An 827-nucleotide genomic window follows, 5' to 3' on the forward strand; every position below is an offset into this window, starting at 1 on the left:
CAGGGCTGAAGCGTTCTCAGGTTGTGAGACCGAGTAGCTGAAGTGCATCGGTGGGGTGGCTGCGGTAGTGGTCGGTGGCGGCGGCGATGTTGGTCCAGCCGATCAGGCGGGCCAGGCCGATGGCCAGATTGCGGAGGCTCGCCATGATCCGGGGTGCGGCCCCGGTCCTCATCGTGCAGGCGTCTTCGCGGTAGGTGACGTCGCGGATGTGGTGCAGGGCTTCGATGCTCCAGTGGCCGCGGATCAGTCCGGCGAGGTGGGCATGGGTGATCTGGCCGGGGTGCAGGCTGGTGATGGCGTAGATGGTGACGATGGTGGTCTTCCCGGTGGCGTTGTTGGTGCGGCGTCGTTTGACCTGGATGGCCTGGGCGGCGTGGGGGAAGGGCAGGCCTGGGCGGACGGTGCAGATCTTCATGCGGCGGATCTCGCGGCGTCCGTGCCGGGTCTCGTCGGTGCGGTCGTTGAGGATGGCCTCGCGCCAGGGCAGGGCCTTGAGCCGGCGCAGCAGGGTGGGCTGGTTGCCCTTGACGATGAACACGTAGTGCCCTCCGGCCGCGACGATCTGCCTGGCGTGCTCGTGCTGGGTGTGCAGGGCGTCGGCGGTGATGACCACGCTGGTGAGGTCGAGCCCGGACAGCAGGGGCGTGAACGCGGGGATCTCGTTGCTTTTGGCTGCGACCTGGGCTTGAGCCATCACCGTCTGGGTGTCGTGGCGGGTGGCGGCCAGCAGGTGGGTCACACGGTCGCCGGTGCGGCTGCCGCGCAGGGTTTTGCCGTCCACGGCCAGGCCGAGTAGCGCTGTTCTGCCGTTCGTGCCGTTCGTGCCG

Annotated in this window: 1 protein-coding gene; it reads right to left on the minus strand. The window is 68.6% G+C overall.

Annotated features, from left to right (window positions below; translation table 11 throughout):
- Positions 1-16: 16 nt before the first annotated feature.
- Positions 17-827: ISAs1 family transposase (locus FLV34_RS39475; RefSeq protein ID WP_147945610.1), on the minus strand; the 811-nt coding region annotated here is incomplete at its 5' end.

Source organism: Microbispora sp. CSR-4 (genome assembly GCF_008033685.1).
Classification (GTDB): Bacteria; Actinomycetota; Actinomycetes; order Streptosporangiales; family Streptosporangiaceae; genus Microbispora.